The organism is Sphingomonas sp. ATCC 31555 (genome assembly GCF_000282895.1).
Lineage (GTDB): Bacteria > Pseudomonadota > Alphaproteobacteria > Sphingomonadales > Sphingomonadaceae > Sphingomonas.
Genome location: NZ_ALBQ01000044.1, coordinates 31818 through 52926 on the forward strand (window position 1 = coordinate 31818; position 21109 = coordinate 52926).

At 67.7% G+C, this 21109-nt stretch carries 17 protein-coding genes; 12 read left to right on the top strand and 5 right to left on the bottom strand.

Annotated elements, in window-relative coordinates; all coding sequences use genetic code 11:
- The gene (coxB, locus tag B215_RS0116295; protein WP_019370711.1) at positions 1–1116 is read right to left on the bottom strand and encodes a cytochrome c oxidase subunit II; all 1116 of its coding nucleotides are present in this window, start codon (positions 1114–1116) and stop codon (positions 1–3) included.
- Between the two features lie 170 nt (positions 1117–1286).
- Here coxB and pyrE point away from each other — a divergent pair, with 170 nt between their 5' ends.
- The 7 genes from pyrE to B215_RS0116330 all read left to right on the top strand — a co-directional run bounded on the left by pyrE (position 1287) and on the right by B215_RS0116330 (position 7835).
- The gene (pyrE, locus tag B215_RS0116300) at positions 1287–1871 is read left to right on the top strand and encodes an orotate phosphoribosyltransferase (RefSeq protein WP_026009343.1); all 585 of its coding nucleotides are present in this window, start codon (positions 1287–1289) and stop codon (positions 1869–1871) included.
- Positions 1868–2596: a pyridoxine 5'-phosphate synthase gene (locus B215_RS0116305; RefSeq protein WP_019370713.1), complete on the top strand. Its 729-nt coding sequence runs from the start codon at positions 1868–1870 to the stop codon at positions 2594–2596. Before pyrE ends, B215_RS0116305 begins: the two co-directional genes overlap by 4 nt.
- A gap of 136 nt (positions 2597–2732) precedes the next feature.
- Positions 2733–3146 (top strand): holo-ACP synthase, encoded by a 414-nt coding sequence (acpS, locus tag B215_RS0116310; protein WP_019370714.1) that lies wholly within the window; start codon positions 2733–2735, stop codon positions 3144–3146.
- Positions 3143–4036 carry a signal peptidase I gene (gene lepB / locus B215_RS0116315; protein ID WP_019370715.1) on the top strand — a complete coding sequence of 298 codons (894 nt, stop codon included), beginning with the start codon at positions 3143–3145 and terminating at the stop codon, positions 4034–4036. The genes acpS and lepB overlap by 4 nt, the downstream gene beginning before the upstream one ends.
- Entirely contained in the window at positions 4033–5130 is a 1098-nt protein-coding gene (locus tag B215_RS0116320) for an AI-2E family transporter (RefSeq protein ID WP_019370716.1), read from the top strand. The genes lepB and B215_RS0116320 overlap by 4 nt, the downstream gene beginning before the upstream one ends.
- 4 nt (positions 5131–5134) lie before the next feature.
- Positions 5135–5776 (top strand): maleylacetoacetate isomerase, encoded by a 642-nt coding sequence (gene maiA / locus B215_RS0116325; protein ID WP_019370717.1) that lies wholly within the window; start codon positions 5135–5137, stop codon positions 5774–5776.
- Complete coding sequence (locus B215_RS0116330; RefSeq protein ID WP_019370718.1) at positions 5769–7835, top strand: TonB-dependent receptor; 2067 nt, start codon at positions 5769–5771, stop codon at positions 7833–7835. Before maiA ends, B215_RS0116330 begins: the two co-directional genes overlap by 8 nt.
- On the opposite strand, the gene B215_RS20320 is transcribed toward B215_RS0116330, so the two are convergent.
- Positions 7820–8890, bottom strand: coding sequence for a glycosyltransferase (locus B215_RS20320; RefSeq protein ID WP_019370719.1), 1071 nt, complete (start codon positions 8888–8890; stop codon positions 7820–7822). The genes B215_RS0116330 and B215_RS20320 overlap by 16 nt on opposite strands.
- A gap of 212 nt (positions 8891–9102) precedes the next feature.
- Here B215_RS20320 and B215_RS0116340 point away from each other — a divergent pair, with 212 nt between their 5' ends.
- The 3 genes from B215_RS0116340 to B215_RS0116350 are packed head-to-tail and all read left to right on the top strand — an operon-like array spanning position 9103 to position 11756.
- On the top strand, positions 9103–10029 hold the full coding sequence (locus tag B215_RS0116340; RefSeq protein ID WP_019370720.1) for a hypothetical protein: 927 nt from the start codon (positions 9103–9105) through the stop codon (positions 10027–10029).
- Positions 10026–10547: a DUF2141 domain-containing protein gene (locus B215_RS0116345; protein WP_019370721.1), complete on the top strand. Its 522-nt coding sequence runs from the start codon at positions 10026–10028 to the stop codon at positions 10545–10547. The genes B215_RS0116340 and B215_RS0116345 overlap by 4 nt, the downstream gene beginning before the upstream one ends.
- 9 nt (positions 10548–10556) lie before the next feature.
- Positions 10557–11756 carry a glycosyltransferase gene (locus B215_RS0116350; protein WP_019370722.1) on the top strand — a complete coding sequence of 400 codons (1200 nt, stop codon included), beginning with the start codon at positions 10557–10559 and terminating at the stop codon, positions 11754–11756.
- Here B215_RS0116350 and B215_RS0116355 read toward each other — a convergent pair.
- Positions 11693–13240, bottom strand: a complete 1548-nt coding sequence (locus tag B215_RS0116355) for an ArnT family glycosyltransferase (RefSeq protein WP_019370723.1) — start codon at positions 13238–13240, stop codon at positions 11693–11695. The two genes, B215_RS0116350 and B215_RS0116355, sit on opposite strands and share 64 nt — an antisense overlap.
- Positions 13241–13510: 270 nt before the next feature.
- Between B215_RS0116355 and B215_RS0116360 the strand changes: the two genes are divergently transcribed.
- On the top strand, positions 13511–15133 hold the full coding sequence (locus B215_RS0116360; RefSeq protein WP_019370724.1) for an alkaline phosphatase D family protein: 1623 nt from the start codon (positions 13511–13513) through the stop codon (positions 15131–15133).
- 45 nt (positions 15134–15178) lie between these two features.
- Here the strand turns inward: B215_RS0116360 and B215_RS0116365 are convergent, their stop codons facing one another.
- Entirely contained in the window at positions 15179–16687 is a 1509-nt protein-coding gene (locus tag B215_RS0116365) for an ABC1 kinase family protein (protein ID WP_019370725.1), read from the bottom strand.
- On the bottom strand, positions 16687–19275 hold the full coding sequence (pepN, locus tag B215_RS0116370; RefSeq protein ID WP_019370726.1) for an aminopeptidase N: 2589 nt from the start codon (positions 19273–19275) through the stop codon (positions 16687–16689). Before pepN ends, B215_RS0116365 begins: the two co-directional genes overlap by 1 nt.
- A gap of 158 nt (positions 19276–19433) precedes the next feature.
- On the opposite strand from pepN, the gene B215_RS0116375 reads away from it, so the two are divergent.
- A complete protein-coding gene (locus tag B215_RS0116375; protein ID WP_019370727.1) occupies positions 19434–21086 on the top strand; it encodes a M28 family metallopeptidase in 1653 nt (550 codons plus the stop codon).
- The last annotated feature ends 23 nt before the right edge of the window (positions 21087–21109 follow it).

Here is a 21109-nt window from a genome sequence, read left to right on the forward strand (position 1 = left end):
TCAGTTGCCCGTGTTACCGGCGCCGGCGGGATTCGCGGTCGCAGGCTTGTTGGACGGTGCCGGGGTGGCGGTGGCGGCGACGGTCGGCGCGGCTTCCATCGCGCCGTTGGCGGTGGCGTCGCCCTGATCATTCCCCATGGCGGTGGTGCTGGCCGGCTCGGCCGCGGCTCCCGGCATGGTGCCGCCCTTGGCGGCGACCCACTGCGCGAACTTGGCCTGGCTCACCGCTTCCACCGCGATGGGCATGAAGGCATGGCGCGCGCCGCACAGTTCGGAGCATTGGCCGAAATAGACGCCTTCCTTCGGGATGATGAAGCTCGTCTCGTTCAGTCGGCCCGGGATCGCATCGAGCTTGATCCAGAAGGCCGGGATCGCCCAGCTGTGGATCACGTCGGTCGCGGTGGTGACGAGGCGGATCGGTACGCCCACAGGCAGCACCACGCGCTGGTCGGTCGCTAGCAGGCGAGGGCCGTCGGCATCGGTGCGATAGCGCTGGCCCTTGCCGACCTGATCGCCTTCCTTGAGCATGTTGGCCGTCAGCTGGATGCCGCCATGATCCGGATACTCATAGGACCAGAACCACTGGTTGCCGATCGCCTTCAGCGTCACCGCGTTCTTCGGTGCCGGCTTGAACTGCGCGGCGAGCAGCTTGATCGAGGGAATCGCGATCGCCACCAGGATCAGCACCGGCGCCAGCGTCCACACGATCTCGATCGCGGTATTGTGGCTGGTGCGCGACGGCGTGGGATTGGCCGCGCGGCGATAGCGGATGATCACATAGACCAGCAGCAGCAGCACGAACACCGAGATGATCGTGATCAGCGGCAGCAGGATCGTGTTGTGGAACCAATGCGCTTCCTCGCCCGTGGGCGTCACCTGCGGCTGGAGCGAAATGCCGCGATCCACCGGCTGGCCGACACCGGGCGCTGGCCGGGTGAGCGGCATGCCCTTGGCATCGACGGTGGGGTCCGCCACCTTGGCGGCGGCAGGCGGTTCGGCAGGCGCAGCGGGCGCCACCGCTGCAGCAGGCTCCGCAGCGGTGGTCTGCGCCACCGTCGGCGAAGCAAAGGCCAGCCCAGCGGCCAGCAAGATCGACGTAAACGAAAGATTGCGCATCGCGTGTGGTCACCCCTCTCCAGGAACGCACAACCCGGGCATCGCACCGGCCCATGTTGGGGAAGGTATAGCCCGGAAAAGGCCATTCTCAACCTTTTTCGCGCGCAGTTGCGGACGGTGCCTCCGCCACTTAAAGGATCGCGGCCATCGATTGCTTTGGAGTGCAGACATTGACCGGAGACGCCATCCTCGACGAGTTTCGCGACGCGGGTGCGTTGCTTGAGGGGCATTTTATCCTGTCTTCCGGTTTGCGCTCTCCCGTATTTCTCCAGAAGATGCGCATTTTCGAGGATCCGGCGCGCACCGAGCGGGTGTGCGGCGCGTTGGGCAAGCTGATTCGCGAGACGTTCGGCCCTGTCGACATCGTCGTTTCCCCCGCAATCGGCGGGATCATCCCGGGCTATGAGACGGCGCGTGCGCTGGGCTGCAAGGCAGTGTTTGTCGAGCGCGAGGACGGCGAATTCCAGCTGCGCCGCGGCTTCGAGATTCCCCAAGGTGCACGGGTGGTGATGGTGGAAGACATCGTGACGACCGGACTTTCCTCGCGCGAATGCATCGCCGCGATCCAGAAGCATCCGGGCACGCTGGTGGGGGCCGCCTGCATCGTCGATCGTTCGAACGGCAAGGCGGAGGTGGGCGTGCCGCTGATCTCGCTGACCAAGCTGGACGTGCCGGCCTATCCGGCCGATCAGCTGCCGCCAGAACTCGCGGCGATCCCGGCAACCAAGCCGGGGAGCAGGACGATCCCGGCATGACCGGCAAGCTCCGCCTCGGCGTCAATATCGACCATGTCGCCACGGTCCGGAATGCGCGCGGCAGCGGCTATCCCGATCCGGTGCGCGCGGCGCTCCTTGCAGCGGAAGCCGGGGCGGACGGAATCACCGCGCATCTGCGCGAGGATCGCCGGCACATCACCGATGCCGACATCGCGCGGCTCTCGACCGAGCTGACCGTGCCGCTCAATCTGGAAATGGCGGCGACCGAGGAGATGCTGGCGATCGCGCTGAAGCATCGCCCGCACGCCGTGTGCATCGTGCCCGAGAAGCGCGAGGAGCGGACGACCGAGGGCGGGCTGGACGCCGCTGGTATGTTCGATCTGCTGGCGCCGATGATCGCCAGGCTGCGCGACAATGGCAGCCGCGTGTCGCTGTTCATCGAACCCGAAGCGCGGCAGATCGACGCGGCGATTCGTCTCGGCGCGCCGGTGGTGGAGCTGCACACCGGCCGCTATGCCGAGCTGGAGGGCGACGATCTCGCTGTCGAGCTGAAGCGGCTGTCCGACGCCGCGGCGCTGGCGGCGCGCAACGGCATCGAGCCGCATGCCGGCCATGGCCTTACCTTCGACAATGTGGTGCCGATCGCCGCGATCCCGCAGGTAATGGAGCTAAATATCGGCCACTTCCTGATCGGCGAGGCGATTTTCGACGGCCTGGCGCCGGTGATCCGCCGGATGCGCGAGTTGATGGATTCGGCCCGGTGAGGCTCTTTCCAAATCCTCTCCGGGACGGGGAGGGGAACCGCGCCCCAGGCGTGGCGGAGGGGCGGCTTCACCAGCGATGCCTTGGCGGAGAGCCCCCTCCACCACGCCGCGCCCCGCTCCGAAGAGGGTTTGAAATATGATCCTCGGGCTGGGATCGGACCTGTGCAATATCGAGCGGATCCAGCAGTCGCTTGATCGCTTCGGCAAGCGCTTCGAAGCGCGCGCATTCACCGAGCTGGAACTGGCCAAGGCCGCCAAGCGGCCGCACAATTATGCCGCCACGCTGGCCAAGCGCTTTGCGGCGAAGGAAGCATTTTCCAAGGCAGTCGGAACCGGGTTCAAGCACGGCGTGTTCCTGAAGGATATCGGTGTGGTGAACGCACCGTCCGGCGCGCCGACCCTGGCGCTGACGGGCGGGGCCAAAGCCCGGCTTGACGCCCTGACTCCGCCGGGACACGTGGCGCGCGTGCACCTGACGCTGACGGACGATCATCCCTGGGCGTTCGCGATGGTGATGATCGAGGCCGTGCCGGCGAAAAGGGAAGCATGATGGGGGCGGACGAGCTGACGTTGCGCAGCAAACGGATCGAGCGACGCCGGCGTGCCGTAAGCCAGGGCACCGACTGGTGGGCCGAACTTGTCGGCATCCTGTGGCTGGTGTTGGGCGTGCTGCTGTTCCACAGCCTGATCGCCAAACCTTTCTACATCCCGTCCGAATCGATGCTGCCGGCGCTGCGCGTGGGCGATCAGCTGATCGTGACGAAATATCCCTATGGCTATTCGTTCGTGACGCCGACCTTCCACCTGCTGCCGCCGATCCCGGGTCGCCTGTTCGGTTCGCTGCCAGCCAGGGGCGACATCGTGATCGTCACGCCGCCGCAGCATCGCACCGATTACATCAAGCGCGTGATCGGCCTGCCCGGCGATACCATCGCGGTGCGCGATGGCGAGCTGTGGCTGAACGGCAAGCCGGTGCCGCGCGTCGCGCTGGGCGAGCGGCTGGTGCCGATCGACGGCAATACCCGCTGCGATCCCAATCCCGATCGCGGCGGTTCGATCTTCTATGCCGGCCGCCGCGTGACTCATGACGGCAGGCCCTATTGCAGCCTCACGCTGTACCGCGAGACGCTGCCGGGCGGCGCCAGCTACGACATCGCCGATCTGGGCGATTCGCCGGGCGATCATTATGGCCCGGTGACGGTGCCGAAGGACCATGTGTTCCTGATGGGCGATAACCGCGACAACAGCGCCGACAGCCGCTTCACCCTGGAGCAGAACGGCCTGGGCGGGCCGGTGCCGTGGGAGAATATTGGCGGGCGGGCAGAATTCATCACCTTTTCCCGGGACGGATCTTCGACCTGGAATCCGCTGACCTGGTTCAACGGGTTCCGTGGCGAGCGCACCGGCATCACGCTTCACCCCAGCCGCGAGGGCAAATGAGCAACGATCCGCTCGAATCGGCGCGCGTTCGCGTTGTTCGCGAACCCGGCCCCAACGAGTTTCGCGATCCCGCCATTCGCGCCGAGATCAAGAAGGCGGCGGTGTGGCTGGGCATGGCGGTGGCGATCGCCCTCATCGTGCTGCTGGTACAGCCGCTGCTGATCATCTTCGGCGGGCTGGTATTCGCATCGATGCTGGACGGCGGCGCACGTCTGCTGGGCAAGGTGCTGCCGATTCCGCGCGGCCTGCGCATTGCGATCGTGTTGCTGCTGGTGTTCGCGTTCTTCGGTCTCGTCTTCTACCGCACCGGCATGCAGATCGCCGACCAGGCCGAGCAGCTGCGCAGCACGCTGGAGGCCCAGGCCAACCGCATCGCCAAATGGGCATCGGACATGGGGCTGATGCCCGGCCGATCGGACATCAGCGGGATGGTGCGCCAGGCGCTGGGATCGGTGGGCCGTCTCACCTCCGCCGTGGGTACCGCGATCGGCGCGGTGACGAGCATGGTGATGATCCTGATCATCGGCCTGTTCGTGGCGCTGGACCCGCGCATCTACGAGCGTGGGCTGCAATGGATGGTGCCGCTGGATCAGCGCCACGCCTTTGCCCAGATGCTGGGCGGCATGGCGACGACGATGCGGCGGCTGCTGGCCGGGCGCCTGCTCGGCATGGCGTTCGAAGGCGTGCTGACCTGGATTTTGCTGAGCGTGGCCGGGGTGCCGATGGCGCTGCTGCTGGGCATCATCACCGGCGTGCTGGCGTTCATCCCCAATGTGGGCGCGATCATTTCGGGCGTGCTGATGGTGGCGGTGGGCTTCAGCGCGGGGACCGATACCGGCATCTGGGCGCTGATCATCTATTTCGGCGTGCAGAATTTCGACGGCTATGTGGTGATCCCGATGGTCGCCAAGCGCACCGTGGACCTGCCGCCGGCGCTGACCCTTTCCTCGCAGATCCTGGCGAGCACGCTGTTCGGCATATTGGGGCTGGCGCTGGCCGATCCGATGGTGGCGATGATCAAGGTCGCGCTGGAGAGCAATGCGCGCCAGAACGGCAAGAAGCCCAAGGGCGACGGCGACTCCGGCGAGGGCTGAGCAGATGCTGGTGCTGCACGATTATTTCCGCTCCTCGGCGGGGTATCGGGTGCGGATCGCGCTGAACCTGAAGGGCGTGGACTATGTGCGCCGCGAGGTGCCGCTGCTGGAGAATGCGCAGCGCAGCCCCGAGCATCTGGCGCGGAATCCGCAGGGGCTGGTGCCGGCGCTGGAGGTGGAGGGGCGGGTGCTCACCCAGAGCCTGGCGATCGTCGACTGGCTGGACGCGCGCTATCCCGAGCCGCGGCTGATCCCCGCCGACTCCCAAGCGCGCGCGGCGGCGCTGGCGCGCGCGATGGTGGTGGGGATGGATGTGCACCCGATCAACAATCTGCGGGTGATGCGATATCTGGAGCAGGAGCTGGGGGCCAGTGTTGAGGCGCGGTCGGCCTGGACCGCGCACTGGATGGCCGAGGGGTTCTCCGCGCTGGAGACCATGGCGCGCACTGCCGACGCCGAGGGTCCGTTCCTTGGCGGTGCCGCGCCTGACATTTCCGACTGTTTCCTGATTCCCCAACTGTTCAACGCCCGGCGCTTCGCAGTGCCGCTGGACGCCTATCCCCTGTTGCTGCGGGCGGAGGCGGCTGCTGTCGCGCACCCTGCCTTTGCAGCCGCCCATCCGGATCGAGTCGCGCCGAATGCTTGAAAAAATTGGATGCGCCGTCGCGGCGCTGTGCGCGGCGCTGCCTGCGGTCGCGCAGGATGCGGCGCCGGCGGAGATCGTCGTCACCGGCCGCGGGCTGGACGTGCCACCGGGCGACGCCGCCTATGCCGTGGTGACGATCGACGCCGCAAGGCTCGCGGACACCGCGAGCAACCGCATCGAGGACGTGCTCGCGGACGTCGCCGGGCTGGCGCAGTTTCGCCGATCGACCTCGACCTCGGCGCACCCGACCAGCCAGGGGATCACCCTGCGCGGGCTGGGCGGCAATGCATCGAGCCGAGCGCTGCTGCTGCTGGACGGCGTGCCGCAGACCGATCCGTTCGGCGGATGGGTGCCGTTCCCGGCCTATATGCCGGGCCGGCTGGCGACGGTGCGGGTGACGCGCGGCGGCGGCAGCGGCTTTGCCGGGCCGGGCGCGCTGGCGGGGACCGTGGAACTGGAAAGCGGCGGACCGGCGGAATTGGGGCGGCTGAACCTCGCCGCCTTCTATGGCAGCCGCGACAGCGTGGATGCGAGCGGGGTGGCGGCAGTGCCGGTGAACGGCGGCTTCCTCACGATCGCCGGGCAATATGGCCGCAGCGACGGGTTCGTGCCGATCGTGAACCCCGGGCCGGTGGATCGCGCGGCGCCCTATGAACAGGCGAGTCTGGCGGTGCGCGGCGTTGCCGATCTGGGCGGCGGCACCGAATTGCAGACCAATCTTTCCGGCTTCACCGACCAGCGCGATCGCGGCACCGACTTCACCGACGTGCTGAGCAAGGGCGCCGATGCCAGTGTGCGGCTGGTGCGGCGCGGCGATGCGCAGCGCGGCGAATGGGGCTGGTCGGCGCTCGCCTATCTGCAGGTGCGGGAGTTCGACAGCGGGTTCGCCAGCATCGCCGCGGCGCGCGACGCGGTTAGCCCGGTGGTGCAGCAGCATGTGCCTTCGACCGGCCTGGGCGGGCGGATCGACGTCGCGCCGCCGGTGGGGGGCGGCGTGACGTTGCGGCTGGGGGCCGATCTGCGGCGCGTTTCCGGCGAGACGCGTGAGCTCTATACCTTTGTCGGCGCCAGCCCGACCCGGCGGCGGACGGCGGGTGGCGCCAGCCTGACGGCGGGCGGCTTCGCCAATGCCAGCTATGCGGCCGGCGGCTGGACGCTCGATGCGGGCGGGCGGCTGGACCATTGGACGATCGCCGACGGCAGCCTGGTCGAGCGGGCGCTCGCGGGCGGGCCGGCGATCACCGACACAAGCTTCGCAAACCGCCGCGGCTGGGAGCCGACCGGGCGGCTGGGTGCGGCGTATGCGTTCGGGGCGGCAAGCCTGCGCGCGGCGGGCTATCGCGGCTGGCGGCTGCCGACGCTCAACGAACTTTATCGCCCGTTCCGCGCGGGGGCGGATGCCACCGCCGCCAATGCGGGGCTGGACCCCGAACGGCTCTGGGGCGGGGAAGTGGGAATCGATCTGCGCCCGACAGCCGATCTGGTGCTGCGGGCGACCGGCTATTGGAACCGGCTGGACGGGGCGATCGCCAATGTGACGCTGGCGCGCGGACCGGGCAGTTTCCCTGGCGTAGGATTCGTCTCGGCGGCCGGGGCCTATCGCATGCGGCAGAATCTGGACGCGGTGGAGGCGCGGGGCATCGAGCTGGACGGGCGCTGGACGCTGGGAGCGTGGAGCCTTGCCGGATCCTGGGCCTATGCCGACAGCAGGGTGGCGGCTTCGGGCGCGGCGGCGTCGCTGGACGGGCTGCGGCCGGCGCAGACGCCGCGCTTCCAGGGATCGGGCACGCTTGCCTGGCGGGCGGCGGCGGCGAACGCGTCCCTGACGCTGCGCTATGCCGGCGCGCGATTCGAGGACGACCAGAACAGCGCCCGGCTGGACGCGGCCTGGACCGCCGATGCGACGCTGGGGCTGCCGATCACCGGCGCGCTGCGCGCCGAGGCGCGGGCGGAAAATCTGTTCGATGCCGAGGTGCAGGCGGCGATCAGCGGCGGCGGGGTGATCGAGCGTGCGACCCCGCGCACGCTGTGGATCGGCCTGCGTTATGCAATGCGCTGACCGGCGAGGCGGCTGAACAGCGCCAGATAGTCGCCGATCGGATCGCCCGCATCGGTGCGCGGCGCGGGGCGGGCGCGGCCGGGGGTCAGCCAATGATCGAGCGCCGCGACCAGCGCATCGCCATCCTCGCGCGACACCACGGTGCCGAGTTCGGGCGCGTCGATGATCTCGCGCACGGCGACGCTGGCTTCGGTGGCGACCACCGGCGTTCCCTGCGACAGCGCCTCCCGGATGACGCCGGGCACACCTTCGAAATCGGAGGTGAGCGCCGCCACCGTGGCGCCCTTCAGCGCAGGCAGCGGATCGCTGACATGGCCGGGCATCAGCACGCGGGCGCCCAGGCCCAGCTGCGCCACCTGTGCCGCCAGCGCGGTACGGGCGGTGCCTTCGCCGAGCAGCAACAGCTTGACCGAGGAATCCGCCAGCCGCGGCAGCGCCGCGATCAGCCGATCCCAGCGCTTCTGCGGCTCCAGCCGCCCGACGCCGACGATGTAGCGCCCATCCGGCAAGGGCGGCGGAGCGGCATCGGGGATCGCTTCGGCCGGCGGGTTTGCGATCACGCTGACCCGCCCGCGCGGCATCGCCATTTCCGCGATCGCCTCTTCCGCCATCGCCGGGGTCATCGCCACGACATGATCCAGGAACGCCGGGTGCATCCGCAGCCATCGGCGGTACCCCCAGGCGAAGATCCGCGCCATTTCGGGACGGACAAGCGCGTTGGACACCTTCGCTACGACCGGCGGGGTGCGGCGGCCGAGCAGCAGTCGGGTGATCGCCGAGATCGCGGTATAGTAATTACCGGGACAGAAGACGATGTCCGGTTCGACGCGTCGGATCACGCCGGCCAGGCGGATGAGAATGGGATAGCGGCGGCTGCCGAGCTCCACGATGGTGACGCCCGCCGGCACCTCGGCCGCGAGCGGCCCCTCGCAGGAGCCGAGGACAAGCGTGACGCTGTGCCCGCGTTCCACCCAGCCCGCCGCCATGCGCAGCAGCGCGCGTTCGACGCCGCCGCCTTGTAGCGTCTCTGCGAACGAGAGGATATGCAGCGGCATCGGAGGGGGGGCGCGGTACAGCATCTACTTGCGGATTGCCTTTCTAAAGCCCAAATCGCTGCCGGAATAAACCGCAATGTGGTGACATTGGCCGGTGCCGCGCAAGGCGCAGAACCCCGGTGGGACGCCGAAACGCGGAATGCATCAAAAATGTTTCGGTCTTGTCGGTGGCACAGTTGAATGGTTCGAACAGACAGGCCCGGGAGGCTTCGTTGAATACAAGCGTTGTCGAGGCCACCGTTCCCGGGGCTGCCGACCTTGCGGGCCTGGAACCCGTAGAGAAGATCAAGCGTCGCTGGCCGATGTGGCTGGGCGGCGCGCTGACGCTGCTGATGGTGGCGGGGCTTGGCCGCGAGCTGCTTTCGGGCGGGCTGACCGGGCTGGCGCGCGCACTGCCAAGCAACCCGCTCTTCTACCTGGTTTTCCTGCTCTATTATCTCGCGTCGCCGACGTTCGATTATGTGATCTTCCGCCGGCTGTGGCGCATTCCGATCGACGGGATGATCGCGCTGCACAAGAAGCGGATCGCGAACGAAGTGCTGCTCGGCTATTCGGGCGAGGCCTATTTCTACGCCTGGGCGCGGCAACGCACGCAGATGGTGGCGGCGCCGTTCGGCGCGGTGAAGGACGTGACGATCCTCTCCGCCATCGCCGGCAACGCGATGACGCTGGCGGTGGTGGCGCTGGCGCTGCCGTTCGGCATCGACCTGCTGAAGCCGGCCGAATTCAATACGCTGATGGGGTCGATCGCGGTGATCTTCGCGATGTCGCTGCCCTTCCTGATCTTTTCCAAGCGCGTCTTCTCGCTGCCGCGTGGCCAGCTGTGGTGGGTGTTCGGCATTCATTGCCTGCGCATCGTGAGCAGTTCGGTGCTGATCGCCTTTGCCTGGCACTTCGCCATGCCGCAGGTTTCGGTCGGAATCTGGCTACTGCTGTCGGCCGGACGCCTGCTCGCTTGGCGCTTGCCGCTGGTGCCCAACAAGGAACTGCTGTTCGCAAGTTTCGCGATCATGATCATCGGGCAGGGCGAAGCGCTGTCGGAGCTGATGGCGCTGATCGCCGGCCTGTCGCTGGTCGCACACATCATCCTGATCGTGGGATTCGGCGTGCATGCCCTGCTGAAGAGGAAAGAAGCATGACCCGCACCGCCCTGTTCGCCGCGGCTGCGATCGCCCTGTCGAGCGTTTCGAGCGCTGCCCATGCCCAGGTTCTGGGCGAGGATGCGGCCGCCTGCACCAGCGGGCGGGGGCCCGCGATCGAAGTGACGGTGATCGGGCTGAAGGACCGCAACGGCCGGCTGAAGCTGGAACTCTATCCCGCCACCGAGGACGATTTCCTGAAGGACGATCACGATCTGGTGCGCGAGGGCAAGACCTTTCGCCGGGTCTGGGCCAACACACCACCTTCGGGCGGCGTGACGCTGTGCATCCGGGCACCTGCTCCCGGGCGCTATGCCCTGCTGTTCACCCATGATCGCGATGGCAAGAACAAGTTCAACTTCTGGTCCGACGGCGCCGGGTTCGTTTCCAACCAGCGGTTGGGCCGCAGCCGGCCGAAGGTGCGGCAGGCGACGATCGAGGTGGGGAACGGAGTGACCCGCGTAAACATTCGGGCACAATATCTGCGCGGGCTAGGAGGATTCGGGCCGCTGGACTAAGGGATCGCGATGCGCATCGTCGACGTCAACGAATTCTATTCGCCGACCGGCGGGGGTGTTCGCACCTATCTGGATCGCAAGATGGGGATCCTGGCCGATCTGGGCCATGAACTGACCGTGATCGCGCCCGGCGCGGAAGACTGGGTGGAGGAACGCCCCGGCGGCGGCGCGATCCACTGGGTCAAGGCGCCGTTGCTGCTGCTGGATCGCAACTATCGCATCTTCGTAAAGGACGAGCCCGTCTGGGCGGCGCTGGATCGGCTGGCGCCGGACATCGTCGAGAACAGCTCGCCCTGGCTGCCGGCCTGGACGGTGGCGCGGTGGAAGGGCGATGCGCTCAAGGTCTATTTCGCGCATGGCGACCTGGTCGGCACCTATCCGCAGCGCTGGCTGGACAGCGTCGCGACGCCGCACCAGGTGGAGCACGCCTTCGCCTGGTACACGCGCTATATGGAGCGCTTCCTGGCGCATTATGATGCATTCGTGACCAACGGGCCGGCGCTGGCCAAGCGGTTTCGCCGGCGCGGCCTGCGCGTCGACGCCTCGGTGCCGCTGGGCATCGAACGCGACTGGTTCTCCCCCGATCTGCGCGACGAGAAGCTGCGCGCATCGATGCTGGCGCAGCTGGGGCTGCCGCCCGAAGGGCATCTGCTGCTCGGGCTGGGACGGCACCACAAGGAAAAGCGCTGGCCGCTGGTGATCGACGCGGTGGAGGCGGCCGCCAACGATCTGCCGGTGGGGCTGATGCTGCTGGGCGACGGGCCGCAGCGCAAGCAGCTGGAGGCGCTGATCGCCGGCAGCCCGCACATCCGCATCTTCCGCCCGGTGTATGACCGGCTGCGCCTGTCGCGGATCATGGCGAGCTGCGATGCGCTGATCCACGGATCGGATGCCGAGCCGTTCGGGCTGGTCGCATCGGAGGCGCTGGCATCCGGCCTGCCGCTGATCGGGCCGGACGAGGGCGGCTTCGCCGAAATCGCCGATCCGCTGTTCGCGGAAACCTATGCCGCGCGCGATACGCTGTCGGCGGCCGATGCGATCCGCCGGCTGTTCGCGCGCGACCAGGTGATCCTGCGCCAGGCGGCGCGCGTCGCTTCCGCACGGGTGCGCAGCGACGAGGACCATGCCGCCGCGCTGATGGATTATTATGCCCGGTTGCTGGCGACGCGCCGCGGCGGATCGCCGATCGCCACGCCCGGCGCGGCATAAATGAAAATCGGCGTCCGCCCGAGCATGTAGCGGCCGCGCACGGCGTAGCCGAGCCGCTGCAGGTGGCGCATTACCTGCGCGCGCACCGCCAGCCGTTCGCCGCGGAAGGGCGATCGCATCACCACGATGGCGGGCGGGCGCGCGAAGATCCGGTCGACCTCGACCATCTGATCAGCCCCGAGCGCGCCGTTTTCGCGTTCGCGCGACAAATGGCTGGGGAACAGCCAGCGGCTGGTCGCGCAGCGGCCGGTATAGCCATAGACCATCGAATCGCCCGAATGGACGTACATGCAGCCCGGTCCATGGCCGATCGCGTCGGCGATCGCCTCCAGTTGGGCGGCCCTCCCGCGCTTCGCCTGCGCGGCAACCACCAGTCCGATGCCGGCGACCATGACCACCGCGAGCAGCACCGGAGCGGTGATGCGGGGCGCGCGGCGATCGAGCGAGAGCCAGGCTGCGCAGCACAGGCTGCCCGGCACCATTACCGGCAGCGCGTAATGCGGGAACCAAGCGCCGAAGACAATCAGCCCGACCATCGCGCTGGCGAGCCAGCCGAGCAGCAGTACGGCCGGTGCCGATACCGCGCCGGATCGCCGTAGGTCGCGCCAGCCGAGCCAACTGACTGTCAGCAGCGGTGCGAGCGGCACCATCACTTCGAAAAAGGCGCCGACCAGATCGATCAGCGGATCGCTGCGACGATCGAGGATGGAGCCGAAATTGGCATAGAACCACGCATCGAAATGGCCGAGCGCAGCATAGACGGCGGCGGCAACGAGCGTGGGGAGCGCGGCCGTTCCGGCATAGGCGATGCCGCGCCGCACGACGTGCACGACCCCGGCGCCGAGCCGCACTTCGCGGTGGAGCAGCCACAGGCCGAGGAACAGCCCTTCGAACACCACCGAATATTTGACCTGGAGGGCGAGGCCGATCAGCAGCATCGCCGCCAGCCCGCGACCTATCCGGGCGCGATCCGCGCTGCGATCCTCCGCACGCGGAAGCAGCAGCGCGACCGCGCAAACGGTGAGCAGATTGTAGAAGACCGGTGCCTGCCCGCCCTGGCCATCGGCGAGGTTGAGCGCGAAGATGTAGAGCAGCGCCGCCGGCAACGCGCCCACTCTCCAGCCGACACGATCGGCGATTCGCGCGATCATCGCCGCCGTGGCGACGACGGAGGCGAGCGCCATCAGCTGATAGGCGAGGATGCCCCAGGGCGCGCCCAGCGCGGCGGCGGGGGCGTAAAGCAGGAACAGGCCGACTGGCTTGCGATCCCAAATGTCAACGAAGGGCAGCGCGCCCTGCAGCATCCGCTGGGCAGTGACCCAGTAGAATTGCTCGTCGACATGCACCAGCGGGTTGCCGAAGGTGACGGCGCGCACCGCGATGGCGGCGAGCAGCAGCACCAGCCAGCGCGGCAGCGCGGCGACGGTGGCACCTAGACTCGAACGGCTATCTCCCAGCGTGATCGGCAGAATCCGCGTGGCCATCAGCGGGGGCACCGGAAGGAACAGTAGCGTGCGACGGCGTGGCGGCGCGGCTGTGGGCGCGTCGCGGCGAGATCGAGCATGGGAAAGGTCACGCGCGTCATGGTCTCCGTACCACCGGCGGTCGCCCGGCCGGCAGATTGCGTTCCCCTGTTGATGTGCCCCGACATTCCGATTCGGCGGGTGGCCTAGCCCAGCTTTCGTCCGCTGTCACGAACACGAAACCAAGCCGCTGCAAGCAGCGCCGCATCACCACCACGGGACGCCTGAACCATGACTCTTCGCCTCGACCGTCGATCGCTGCTGCTTGGCGGCACCTTGGGGATAAGCGCGCTGGCGCTGCCCGGCGTCGTGCTGGCGCAGGCCACCGCGCGCGGCTTCACCCATTCGGTTGCCAGCGGCGAGCCGGGTGCCGACACAATGCTGCTGTGGACGCGCTACGTTCCCGCCGATCGCGGCGCGGTGAAGCTGCGCGCGCAGATCGCCACCAGCGCCGATTTCAGCCGCATCGTTGCCGAGGGCGAGCAGATCACCGGCCCGTGGCGCGACCATACCGCCAAGGTGACGCTGGCCGGCCTCTCGCCGGACACGCGCTATTTCTATCGCTTCGTGGCGCCGGATGGCAGCTTCTCGCCGGTGGGGCGCACCAAGACATTGCCGCTGGGCGATGCCAGCCGCTTCGGCATCGCGATCTTCTCCTGCTCGAACCTGCCGTTCGGCTATTTCAACGCCTATGGCCATGCCGCAGCGCGCGACGATATCGACCTGTGGATCCATCTGGGCGACTATCTCTACGAATATAAGCAGGGCGGCTATGCCCCAGCCGGCGGACCGGTGGGCGGCCGGCTGCCCGAACCGGTGGGCGAGATGATTCACCTGGCGGACTATCGCCTGCGCTATGCAAGCTACCGCGCCGATCCCGACCTGCAGGCGCTGCATGCCGCCAAGCCGATGCTCGTGCAGTGGGACGACCATGAGAGCGCGAACGACAGCTGGGAGGGCGGCGCGGAAAACCACCAGCCGGACAGCGAAGGCGACTGGAGCGCGCGCAAGGCGGCGGCGATGCAGGTGTTCCGCGAATGGATGCCGGTTTCAGAAACGCCTTGGGGCAGCTACGACATCGGCACGCTGGCGACTTTCTTTCGTACCGAAAGCCGGTTGCTGGCGCGCACCGAGCAGCCCGATGTGGCGCCGCTGTTCAAGCAAGCCGACCCGGCCAAGGCGCTCGCCGCGTTCCGCGACGGGCCCTGGCGCGATGCAGCTGCGACGATGCTGGGCAGCGAGCAGGAAGTGTGGCTGGACCATGCGATGCGCCGCTCGGTAAAGGCCGGGCAGCGCTGGCAGGTGGTCGGCTTCGGGACGATCATGGGCAACACGGTCACCCCCGCCGAGGCGCTGGGCTGGCTGGCCCCCGATGCCAATCCACGCGCCAAGGCCTATGTGCAGGCGGGCGTGATGGCTGGCAAGCTGGGGCTGCCGATGAATTTCGACAATTGGGGCGGCTATCCGGCGGCGCGGGCGCGGTTCCTGGCATCGTCGCAGAACATGGGCGCGAACCTGCTGGTGGTGTGCGGCGACAGTCACAATGCCTGGGCGTTCGACCTGGGCCAGGGGGGCAAGCCCGCCGGGGTCGAGTTCGCCGGCCATGCGGTGACGTCGCCGGGGTTCGAGAGCGCCATCAAGACCGATCCGAAAATCGTCGCGACCGCGCTGGTGAAGGCCAATCCCGAGCTGAAATGGTGCGACACCAGCCGACGCGGGTACATGGCGCTGACGCTTACGCCCGAACAGGCGCGTAACGACTGGGTGTTCGTGGAAACCGTGACGGAGCGCAGCCTGAAGGCAAGCATCGGGCACAGCGCCACGGTGCGGCGCGGGCGGAATGTGATGGCGTGAAAGAGAGAGTGTTTCCTCCCCCTGGCGGGGGAGGAAACACTCTATTCACCCCAGCCCGAGCGCGGCGGCGATAAGCGTCGCGCTCCCTACCAGCGCGGCCGCGATCCAGCCGCCGGCCTTGGTGATCGCAGCCGCCGTGCCGGTATCCGCCACCGGGGCCTCCAGCCGCGCAGCCGCCGCGCGCAGCAGGCGAGGCGCATCCTCCCCCAACTCGGCCAGCGCCAGCGCCAGCGCCGCCGAACTTGCCGCCATCCGCGCCGGGCCGAAGCGGTTCGCCAGCAGTGCGACTTGCGCCCGACCGATCGAACCCGACAGGTCGAAGCCCGGCGCGATGCGGGCGAGCACGCCGTCGAGCGTCACCATCGCCTTGAACACCAGCAGCAGGTCTGGCGGCAGCACCAATCCCTCTTCGCGCAACAGCCGGAGGAAATCAGGCATCAACGCCGATAGGACGAGCTTGCCGCCGCCATGGCGCTGAACGATCGCCTCGGCGGCGCGGTCGATCGTGCGGCGGGGGACGGCATGGCCCTCGCTCCACAGCGCCAGTGTGTCGGCGAGTGCGCGCGCATTCCCGTTGGTGAGCGCCAGCACGAAAGCGATGAACTCGTCGCGGCGCTTGGGACCGAGATGACCGATCGAGCCGAGATCGAGCAGCGCCAGCTTGTCGCCGGGCAGGCAGAGCAGGTTGCCGGGGTGCGGATCGGCATGGAAGCGGCCGTTGACCAGCACCATCGCGATGACGGTGTCGGCGCCCAACTCGGCGATCGCTTCGGGATCGATGCCGGCGGTGCGCAAGTTCTCGCCGGAGACAGGCTTCACGCCGGCGATATAGTCCATCACCAGCAGCGTCTCGGACGTCCATTGCCAGTGGATCTCGGGCACCACGACGCGGCGGTTGTCCGCCATGTCGGCGCGAAGCAGATCGGCGTTGCGCCCTTCGTTCGTGAAATCGAGTTCTTCCAGCAGCGCCTGGCGCAACTGCCGCGCTAGTGCGACGGGCTCGAAGCGCCGCGCCTCCGCGCTGCTCCGGGAGACCAGCGCGGCCAGTTCGCCGATCAGCCGAAGGTCCGCCTCCATCGCGGCGCGGATGCCTGGGCGGCGAACCTTCAGCACCACCTCGCGGCCGTCCGTCAGCCGGGCGCGATGGACCTGCGCCATCGAGGCGGCGGCCAGCGGCTGCGGGTCGAACCAGGCAAAGGCTTTTTCGGGCTGCGCCCCCAGCGCCGCTTCCACCTCGCTGCGGATTTCCTCGAAGGGCAGCGTTGGCGCGGCGCTCTGGAGCAGTTCCAGCTCGGCGATCCAGTCGGGCGGCAGCAGGTCGCCGCGCGTCGCGAGGATCTGCCCGATCTTCACATAGGTAGGGCCGAGCGCTTCTAGCGCCAGCCGGGTGCGGCGGGGCAGGGGCAATGCGCCGGTTTCGGGATCGGCCGCATCCGCTTCGCCCGTGAAGCCGAGCTTCTCCAGGAGCACGCCCAGCCCGAAGCGCGCCGCCACGGCCGCGACGGTCCGCACGCGGGCGGAATCGCGCACCGTGGCGGTGAGCAGCCGTAGCATCAGTCGAGCGACTTGGTGGCCTGCTCGAACATGTCCTTGCTGAGGCCCGGTGTTGCCACGATCCGCTCCAGCTCTGCGCGCATCTTCGCGGCGCGGGCAGGGTCGAAGCGCTTCCAGCGGCCGAGCGGCGGCACCAGCTTGGCGGCGGTCTGCGGGTTGAGCTTGTCGAGCGCGATGAGCTGGTCCGCGACGAAGCGATAGCCGCGACCCGAAGGATCGTGGAACGCCCGCTGGTTGATGCTGAACGCGCCCACCAGCGCACGTGCCCGGTTCGGATTGGCCAGCGTGAAGTCGGGGTGCTTGGCCAGCTTCTCGACGGCGGCGAGCGTATCCTCGCGCGACGAGAGCGCCTGGGTCTGGAACCATTTGTCCAGCACCAGCGCGTTGCCGGCATAGCGCTGGTAGAAGGCTTCGATCGCCTTCTCCCGCAGCGGCGACGTGCCGTTGACCAGGGTGGCGAGGCCGCCCTGACGGTCGGTCATGTTGTCGGCCGCGTCAAACTGGGCATAGGCAAGCTCCGCGGCGTCGGCCGCGCCGCTCGCCGCGATGTAGCCGAGCGCCACGTTCTTCAGCCGGCGCGCGCCTTTGGCGGCCGGCGAATATTCGAAGCGATTGGCCCGTGCGCCCTCATAGGCAGCGCGCCATTCGGCTTCGAGCAGGTTGCCGAGATCGGCGCGCAGCGCTTCCCGGGCCCGGAAGATCGCCTCGGGGTCCACCACCGCCATCTGGTCGCCGATAAAGCTGTCCGAGGGGAGCAGCACCGCTTCGGCGATGAAGGCGCGGTCGAGCGACGGATCTGTCAGCGTGTTGCGCACGGCATCGATCAGCGCGCCATGCTCGCCCTTGCCGGTGGTCACCGCACCTACAAGGGTGTCGAGCATCAGCTGCTGCATCGCCTCGTAGCGGGCGAAGGGATCGTCGTCATGCGCCGAGAGGAAAGCGAGATCGGCGGCGCTGCGATTGGCGTCGACGATGACGGGTGCCGAGAAGCCGCGATTGATCGAGAGCACCGCGCGCTCGGGCAGGTTCTCGAAGCGCAATTCCTGCTCTGGCTTGTCGAGCAGCACCAGCTGTTCGTCGGTCAGCGGCGCGCCGCTCTTCTCGCCGAACAGACGGATCTTGAGCGGGAGGACCATTGGCTCCTTGACCGGCTGGCCCGGCGTCGGCGGCACGGTCTGGGCGAGCGCGAGCCGGGTGGTTGCGCCGTCCTGGACGAGGTTGGCCGAGACGCGCGGGGTGCCGGCCTGGCTGTACCAGCGGCGGAACTGGCCGAGATCGACTCCGCCGGCCTCTTCCATGCTCGCCACGAAATCCTCGCAGGTGGCGGCGGTGCCGTCGAAGCGATCGAAATAGAGGTCGGTCGCGGCGCGGAATTTCTGGGGCCCGAGGATGGTGGCCATCATCCGGATCAGCTCGGCGCCCTTGTTGTAGATGGTTGCCGTGTAGAAGTTCGAGATCTCGATATATTCGTCCGGGCGCACCGGGTGGGCGAGCGGGCCGGCATCCTCGGGGAACTGGCTGGCGCGAAGCGAGCGCACGTCCTCGATCCGCTTGACCGCGGCCGAGCCCTGATCGGCCGAGAAGCTCTGGTCGCGGAAGACGGTGAAGCCTTCCTTCAGGCTCAGCTGGAACCAGTCGCGGCAGGTGACGCGGTTGCCCGACCAGTTGTGGAAATATTCGTGCGCGACCACGGCGGCGATCGCGTCATAGTCCCAGTCGGTGGCGGTATCGGGGTCGGCGAGGATGTAGCGGCTGTTGAAGACGTTCAGCCCCTTGTTCTCCATCGCGCCGAAATTGAAATCGTCCACCGCGACGATGTTGAACACATCGAGATCATATTCGCGGCCATAGACGTCCTCGTCCCACTTCATGCTGAGCTTGAGGGCATGCAGGGCGTGGTCGGTCTTGGGCAGGTCGGGCGCGCGGACATAGATGCCCAGCTGCACTTCGCGGCCGGACATGGTCGTGAAAGTGCCGGTGTTGGCGACGAGATCCCCCGCGACCAGCGCGAACAGATAGCTCGGCTTGGGGAAGGGATCGTGCCACTCCGCCCAGTGGCGGCCACCTTCCGCATCACCCTGCGCGATCGGGTCGCCGTTGGCGAGCAGCACCGGGAAGCGCGCCTTGTCCGCCACCATGCGGACCTTGTACTTGGAGAGCACATCCGGCCGATCGGGGAAGAAGGTGATGCGGCGGAAACCCTCGGCCTCGCACTGGGTGCAGAGCATGCCCGACGAGGCGTAGAGGCCCTGGAGCTGGGTGTTGCGTTCCGGCGCGATCACCACTTCGGTCTCGATCGTATGCGTGCCGCCGGTGAGCGGGATCACCAGATCCTGCCCCTCCATGCGCCAATCCTGGGTTTCGACGCCGTCCACCTTGACGGCGACAGCGCCCAGCCCGTCCCCGTTCAGTACCAGCGGACGATCGTGCGTGCCGTTGCGGGAGACATGGAGCGCGGCACGCACGCGGGTGGCGGCAGGATCGAGATCGAAATCGAGCGCGATTTCCGGCACCAGCCAATCCGGTTGACGATAGTCCTCGCGGCGAATGGCCTTGGGAGCTGCGGCGGCGATGCGGGCGTCACTCATACGGGATCGATATAGGAGAAGCGGCCTTGCCTGCTACTCAAATTCTGACGATTTGTCCGATTGGGCAAAAGCATGCGCAACACGGCCACACGTGGCGATTGACGGGCATCGCCGCGCTGCTAGGCTTGAAATATTGTTACGACCTTCAGGGAATTCCGATGCTTCGATCGACTGCGACGCTTGCCCTTCTCCTGTGCGCGGCGTCGCCTGCCCTTGCCCAATCCACCGCCGAGCGGAACGCCCTGCTCACCGCGCCGCTGCCGCCGGAAGAGGCGGCGCTGAAAAGCCATGTAATGTTCCTGGCATCCGATGCGCTGAAGGGCCGCGAGGCAGGCTCGCCTGAATTCGACATCGCCGCCAATTACGTCGCTTCGCAATTCTACGCCGCCGGGCTGAAGCCAGCAGGCGACGAGGGCGGCTATCTGCAGAAGGTGCCGCTGATCAGCTACAAGCTCGACGGTATCGGCGCGATGGCGGTCCAGCGGGCCAAGTCCGCACCGGTCGCGTTGACCGCCGGCAAGGATTTCATCGCATCGGCCAACCCGTCGCAGCCGGAATACAGCCTGACGGCACCGGTGGTGTTCGTCGGCTATGGCATCGTCGGCCTGGGGCGCGACGACTACAAGGGCGTCGACGTGAAGGGCAAGATCGTCGCCTATTTCGGCGGCGCCCCATCGAGCCTGCCGGGCGAGGAAGGCGCGCATTTCCAGAATCCCGCTGCCAAGGCCGAAATCGCCCGCAAGCGCGGTGCGATCGGCACGATCACGCTCGAATCGCCGCTGAGCGCCAAGACCCGTCCGTTTGCGACGCTGGCTGCTTACTCTACGCGGGCGCGGATCACCTGGGGCAATGCCGATGGCACGGGCCATATCCCCGCGCCGGGCACGCCGAGCCTGGGCATGCTGAGCATGGCCGGTGCCGAGAAGCTGTTCGCCGGCGCCAAGACGCCCTGGGCGACGATCGCCAAGGCGGCCGCCGTCGATGGCGCGACGTTCAAGCCGTTCCAGCTGCCGGGCACCATCACGGTGGCGGCGAAGACGGCGATGACCAAGCTGCCCAGCTTCAACGTGGCGGGCATGATCGAGGGCAGCGATCCCAAGCTGGCTGGCGAAGTCGTGGTGCTTTCCGCCCATCTCGATCATATCGGGACCGGTCAGCCGGACGCGAAGGGCGACACGATCAACAACGGCGCGCTGGACGACGCGATCGGCATTGCATCGCTGATCGAAGAGGCCAAGCGCTTCAAGACGGCAGCCGCCAAGCCGCGCCGCTCGATCCTGTTCCTGGCGGTCACGGCGGAAGAGAAGGGGCTGGTCGGCTCCGACTATTTCGCCAACAATCCCACCACCAAGGGCACGATCGTTGCCGACGTGAACCTGGACATGCCGATCATCACCTATCCGTTCGAGGATATCGTGGTGTACGGCGCCAACCATTCGACGCTGGGGCCGATCGTGGAGAAGGCGGCGGGGGAGATCGGCGTGAAGATGTCCGATGACCCGCTGCCCGGCGAGAACATCTTCGTGCGCAGCGATCACTACAATTTCGTGCGCAAGGGCGTGCCCTCGGTGTTCCTGTGGCCCGGCGCAGGCGGGCCGGGCCGTGCGGCGATCGATCACTTCATGAAGAACCATTATCACCAGCCTTCCGACCAGATCGATCAGCAGCCGGCGATCAACTGGCGGTCTGGCGTGCGCTTCGTCGATGTGAACTATCGCATCGCTCGCGCCATCGCCGATGGCGACCAGCGGCCGCAGTGGAACAAGGGCGACTTTTTCGGGCTCACCTATGAGGGCCCCGGCGCCAAGTAACCGGTCCGGAAGGAAGAGAATGG

Excerpts from the sequence above, each read along its gene's own strand:
- coxB (WP_019370711.1), bottom strand. The coding sequence starts at position 1,116 with ATGCGCAATCTTTCGTTTACGTCGATCTTGCTGGCCGCTGGGCTGGCC.
- acpS (WP_019370714.1), top strand. The coding sequence starts at position 2,733 with ATGATCCTCGGGCTGGGATCGGACCTGTGCAATATCGAGCGGATCCAG.
- B215_RS20320 (WP_019370719.1), bottom strand. The coding sequence starts at position 8,890 with ATGCCGCTGCATATCCTCTCGTTCGCAGAGACGCTACAAGGCGGCGGC.
- B215_RS0116355 (WP_019370723.1), bottom strand. The coding sequence starts at position 13,240 with ATGGCCACGCGGATTCTGCCGATCACGCTGGGAGATAGCCGTTCGAGT.
- lepB (WP_019370715.1), top strand. The coding sequence starts at position 3,143 with ATGATGGGGGCGGACGAGCTGACGTTGCGCAGCAAACGGATCGAGCGA.
- B215_RS0116360 (WP_019370724.1), top strand. The coding sequence starts at position 13,511 with ATGACTCTTCGCCTCGACCGTCGATCGCTGCTGCTTGGCGGCACCTTG.
- B215_RS0116330 (WP_019370718.1), top strand. The coding sequence starts at position 5,769 with ATGCTTGAAAAAATTGGATGCGCCGTCGCGGCGCTGTGCGCGGCGCTG.
- B215_RS0116345 (WP_019370721.1), top strand. The coding sequence starts at position 10,026 with ATGACCCGCACCGCCCTGTTCGCCGCGGCTGCGATCGCCCTGTCGAGC.
- B215_RS0116320 (WP_019370716.1), top strand. The coding sequence starts at position 4,033 with ATGAGCAACGATCCGCTCGAATCGGCGCGCGTTCGCGTTGTTCGCGAA.
- B215_RS0116365 (WP_019370725.1), bottom strand. The coding sequence starts at position 16,687 with ATGCTACGGCTGCTCACCGCCACGGTGCGCGATTCCGCCCGCGTGCGG.
- B215_RS0116350 (WP_019370722.1), top strand. The coding sequence starts at position 10,557 with ATGCGCATCGTCGACGTCAACGAATTCTATTCGCCGACCGGCGGGGGT.
- maiA (WP_019370717.1), top strand. The coding sequence starts at position 5,135 with ATGCTGGTGCTGCACGATTATTTCCGCTCCTCGGCGGGGTATCGGGTG.
- pepN (WP_019370726.1), bottom strand. The coding sequence starts at position 19,275 with ATGAGTGACGCCCGCATCGCCGCCGCAGCTCCCAAGGCCATTCGCCGC.
- B215_RS0116305 (WP_019370713.1), top strand. The coding sequence starts at position 1,868 with ATGACCGGCAAGCTCCGCCTCGGCGTCAATATCGACCATGTCGCCACG.
- B215_RS0116375 (WP_019370727.1), top strand. The coding sequence starts at position 19,434 with ATGCTTCGATCGACTGCGACGCTTGCCCTTCTCCTGTGCGCGGCGTCG.